Origin of the sequence: Anaerotignum lactatifermentans, from assembly GCF_016902535.1 — a bacterium.
Lineage (GTDB): Bacteria > Bacillota > Clostridia > Lachnospirales > Anaerotignaceae > Anaerotignum > Anaerotignum lactatifermentans_A.
In genome coordinates this window covers 1-4213 of the sequence record NZ_JACSNY010000034.1, presented here as the reverse complement: position 1 = coordinate 4213, position 4213 = coordinate 1, and the positions used below count along the sequence as shown (strand labels likewise).

Annotated in this window: 7 protein-coding genes; 1 reads left to right on the top strand and 6 read right to left on the bottom strand. The window is 36.9% G+C overall.

Annotated elements, in window-relative coordinates:
* The first annotated feature begins 246 nt into the window (after positions 1-246).
* Positions 247-849 carry a hypothetical protein gene (locus H9X84_RS12640; protein ID WP_205134612.1) on the top strand — a complete coding sequence of 201 codons (603 nt, stop codon included), beginning with the start codon at positions 247-249 and terminating at the stop codon, positions 847-849.
* A 278-nt stretch (positions 850-1127) separates the two neighbouring features.
* Here H9X84_RS12640 and H9X84_RS12635 read toward each other — a convergent pair whose 3' ends face one another.
* The 6 genes from H9X84_RS12635 to H9X84_RS12610 all read right to left on the bottom strand — a co-directional run bounded on the left by H9X84_RS12635 (position 1128) and on the right by H9X84_RS12610 (position 4154).
* Complete coding sequence (locus tag H9X84_RS12635; RefSeq protein WP_022254145.1) at positions 1128-1808, bottom strand: tetratricopeptide repeat protein; 681 nt, start codon at positions 1806-1808, stop codon at positions 1128-1130.
* A 237-nt stretch (positions 1809-2045) separates the two neighbouring features.
* Positions 2046-2267, bottom strand: a complete 222-nt coding sequence (locus H9X84_RS12630; RefSeq protein ID WP_205134611.1) for a hypothetical protein — start codon at positions 2265-2267, stop codon at positions 2046-2048.
* A gap of 18 nt (positions 2268-2285) precedes the next feature.
* Complete coding sequence (locus H9X84_RS12625) at positions 2286-2675, bottom strand: hypothetical protein (RefSeq protein WP_087989874.1); 390 nt, start codon at positions 2673-2675, stop codon at positions 2286-2288.
* Between the two features lie 53 nt (positions 2676-2728).
* Positions 2729-3052: a hypothetical protein gene (locus H9X84_RS12620; RefSeq protein ID WP_205134610.1), complete on the bottom strand. Its 324-nt coding sequence runs from the start codon at positions 3050-3052 to the stop codon at positions 2729-2731.
* 89 nt (positions 3053-3141) lie between these two features.
* Positions 3142-3576 carry a hypothetical protein gene (locus H9X84_RS12615; protein ID WP_205134609.1) on the bottom strand — a complete coding sequence of 145 codons (435 nt, stop codon included), beginning with the start codon at positions 3574-3576 and terminating at the stop codon, positions 3142-3144.
* Between the two features lie 374 nt (positions 3577-3950).
* On the bottom strand, positions 3951-4154 hold the full coding sequence (locus H9X84_RS12610; RefSeq protein WP_205134613.1) for a hypothetical protein: 204 nt from the start codon (positions 4152-4154) through the stop codon (positions 3951-3953).
* Between the last annotated feature and the right edge of the window lie 59 nt (positions 4155-4213).

Below are 4213 nucleotides of genomic sequence, written 5' to 3'. Positions count from 1 at the left end.
TCTGCGTACACCTCATATATATTTGTAATATGGGATAATTCATCCAACTCAATTTCTGCAACTTCAATTTCTCTATGCATCAAAATGTATTTCATCATTCTCACCTCCTGAATTGAATTTTATTATATCATATTTATTTTCTAAAATGTCAAACTACTTTTCATTTTCTTCTTGACACCTTCCTTCAACAGAGTTTATATACCACAAGCGGCTTTGCCGACTTTGGTGAACAGGTGGTTTTTATTTATGGATATTTTTCAACATTTTCTTTCGCACCAATCTGAAAACACATCAGCATTCTCAGATATTTTTCGCACCGCAAAAGAATTTCATCAGCTTCTTGGGCGAAAAAGTTATCTGTTGGATCACTATTTATCCATGTTTTTTCGTTTGATCATTCAGACAGATCTGTGCCTTTTGGAAGAGAAAATTTATCAAGCCGTTTCCAAACTGCAGAAAAAAATACTGGTTGATTTAGAAAACAATAACGGCTCCATACCAATGTTTGATTGTCAGGAGCCATTTACCCAGCAGGAGCTTTCCTGGACTGCGTTGGCAGATACATTGCTGGAACAGGCACTAACTGATTTCCAAAATCAAACGGTATCGACTTACCAAGGGACTGTCGATCTTGTCGATCTGGAACAGACAGAACAAAAACTCGTTGAACTTCTGGGCAAAGATGTATGGGAACAGTTCCAGCAGGCACTAATCCAATGTTTTCTTCCCTGTTCCTTACTGCAGTTGTTTTGGCAAGGTTTTATCATAGAAATCACAAAACGCTTCCTGTCACGGGATTTGGAAACGGATCAGGAAGTCTTTCGGTTATATCTCAAGCAATTTTTCTGATTTATCTTGCTTTACTTACTCATAAGCGTCACCACTTTTGTATTTTTATAATAGTTTTCCGTGGTGTAGTAGGCAGTGGAAACAACAACTAGTTCCCCTTGCTGTGTTTGTGCCAGCTAGATTTTGCCCATTTTTTTCTGAACAAAGCTGGTCAAATGTTTTCTTCTCAGCATAAAATGACCTCCTTTTCTGAAACCGGGAATAAAAAGACCGTCAACTTTTCGCATGGTGCGACCAGTCAACGGTCATTTTTTCGGTATTTAGTTTTGATATTGGTTCTATTCTACCTTTGCTTTATTTAATATATCAAAAAATTCTTGAAAAGATTTTTGCAATCGAGGGTCATCGTATATTTTCTTTGCATAATTCAGTAATTCTTCTGCCTGATCATATTGTTCATTTATGATTGAGGCTATCACTTCAAGCATTGCTATGTTGCCGCCATAGATTTTATTATGTTTATATTGTTGAAACAGCCTTTGATTTTCATTGTATATTGTAATCGCTTTATCATATTGTGCTGTTTCAAAATAACTGAGGCAAAGATTGATTTTATGAACCACATTAACAGCAGAACCCTTTAATCTCTTGTGGGATAATTTTTCCAGCAAAGGAATTGCTATATCAAATTGTTTTGTTTCAATGTATCCAGCAGCCAGATTTAATTCTAAAATATTTCTTAAATTTTTTCCTTTTGCAGTTTTTAGTAAATCTTCTATCCTGTCAATGTATTCCTGCGGTTTTTCTTCGTTCAGCAGCTTTACAATTTTCTTGACTTTGTTAAAATAAAACAAATTGTAGCATACATTGATTATCAAAGCACCTATTACAATGGCAGGTGCTACAATCCAATAGCCACGCATAAAAGTTGTATCGTCAATTCCAAAAATAACTTTGAGCAATAACAAAGTCAATCCAAAGCAGATTCCTATTATAATTATTTTTGCTATTCTTTTCACATCAAGTACCTCCATCGTATCATGTTCATTTCAAACTTGCTGGCGGCGAACAGCATTTTATGCTGTTTGCAGACGGCAAATACACAGGGGATAGTCGCATAAGCGGCACTGGAGGTGTAGCTACATTGTTGGGACGGAGTGACGGAACATTCTCAGTCTGCTGGTTTTCCTGCTGACAGAGAAGGAAGCTCCGTAAGACGCACGAATACTTCCAGCAGAAGAATATAGAAGTGTGGCTTAGAGTTCTATGGGATTTTGCTCATATTCGCACTCATCTAATACATACTGGTCTCGGCTACCATCAGCCAAAATATAATATCCATCCTGAATTTCTTGAATTCCACCGCCAAATGACCATCCTTTGGATTCCACAAATCCAATAAAAGTATTCCAGAATTCGTCTTCTGTTACTTCTAGTGGAACTTCAATGCACCCTTGAATTTCAAACTCTTTTCGCACAGTGTTCCTCCTTTTTTCCTATTTATCATTTTCTCCTGTCCATTCCACCCACTTTGCGTTTTCCAATGTCATAATGGTGTATTCAGGATATCTTCTGTGAATTTCGGTAAGACAAACACTTCTCCATTCTCCATACAAGCCCTCACCAGTAACTTTTAGCTCTTTGGGACTCCAATTAGAAGATTTATATGCAGAATCTACTCTTCCACAAATTTCGCATTGTCTTCCCCAAGCAAATGAGTCACTACCATAGTGTAAGATGATTTTTTTGTATATGTGTTTATGCTTAGACCGTTTTCGGCTATCAGAGGTAGTAGCCGTCTTTGATTTTCCTTTATGTGGAGGTGTTTCTTCCTCTATTGGTTGCTGATGTTGTCTTTTATATAAATATGTTTTTTCAGGATTCATCGTTAGACTTCCTCCTCTGTGAATTTCTTTGAATCATGCTCAATACAGTAGCATCAATCACCAAAACCAACTAACCGGTATCCATGCTCCATGACTACATCACATACTTGACCCAATTCATCCGCAAAACGCCGGATCTTTGGGAAGCACAGGCCATATTGCTGGATCACTCTGTTTTCTTCTGTACCATGTTCCTCAAGCCACTTGACGATGGACTGCGAAAAAGTCTTGATTACCGGAACCTGATCCGCTTCCAGTTGGATTTCCCCATATGGATCGAATTGATAATAGCATGTATAGTTTGTGAGTTCGTCTCTGATATCGTACAGGAAGTGGCCTATTTCTTCCGGTTCTGATACCACGTGATCTTCCATCATTTTTTTGGGTCCATCGACACAATCTCAAACGCATGGTTGAAGTCTTTGGCTGCAACTATCTCTAAAGACATTTCATCACCTCTTAAATCTTAATCCCAAAAGTTAAAAATAATATCCCCTATTATATTCGGTTTCCAATACTTGATTTGTTCCAACTCAGCTTTGTTAAGTTCACCAACAATATCATGCCAGCTCTGCTCAAGCTCTGGCAGTGTAAGTACATTCACACTTGGGTCAGTTAGATTGAATGGACTTTCTACAAATTCAATCTCTGTAACGTCCAAGTTTTTTGCAAATGCAATCCATGGATAATAGGCATTTTCCAAAAGATAAAACCTGCCCCGTTCAGTTTTGATTTCGGCAGAGTAAAAATTTTTCGATGCAAGATCTAAATCAAATGAAAGAACCTCACAATGATAATGGGTAGCAATAGAATAACAAAATCTCTGAAATATCCTTTTCTCTTGTTCTGAGATATAGAGATCTTTCAAATCCCGAAAGCCAGTAATCCCATTTGGAAGCATTTTTATCCTCCCTTTTTCAAATGATTCATGCTTGTGTTAATCTTATCATAAAGATATGAACGAATCTATTTCGATTTTCTTAAATTAGAAACCGACAAACAGTTTTTCCTTATCAGGCAATCAGATACCTGCCCACAATACTCATTCAATAAATATGCTTCACAACATCTGTATCTTCCTCATCCAAAACCCATTGGTCTCTGCTCTTGTTCCACGCTACCTGCCTCTACTTCTTTCATTAAAACCATTCAAGCTAGAACAGTCAAAATAGTTTTTTCTAATACCATGTCTGTAAAATAGATGTGGTTCGGAAAACTATGCTTGAAAATATAAATTTTGAGGAGTTTTTTAATTGCTATGCCGTTGCTCCTACCCTACTGATCATCATTGCTAAAATACTTATCCTGCGGCTGTTCTGTTTGATTCTGTTCTTTCTCGGGTTCTTTTTCCTCTTTTTTCACTTTTGGTTTCCCTGTTTTTTCTATCTCATCGCCTTCTTCTATATACTCACGGACATCTGGTAGCACCAGTGGATCTATATTAAATAAGTAGACACGATTTATAAACAGATGTACCATAATGTTAGACACCAAAAGGAGGTATCTTTATGACTAAAAAAAATTATTATGATGAGGAT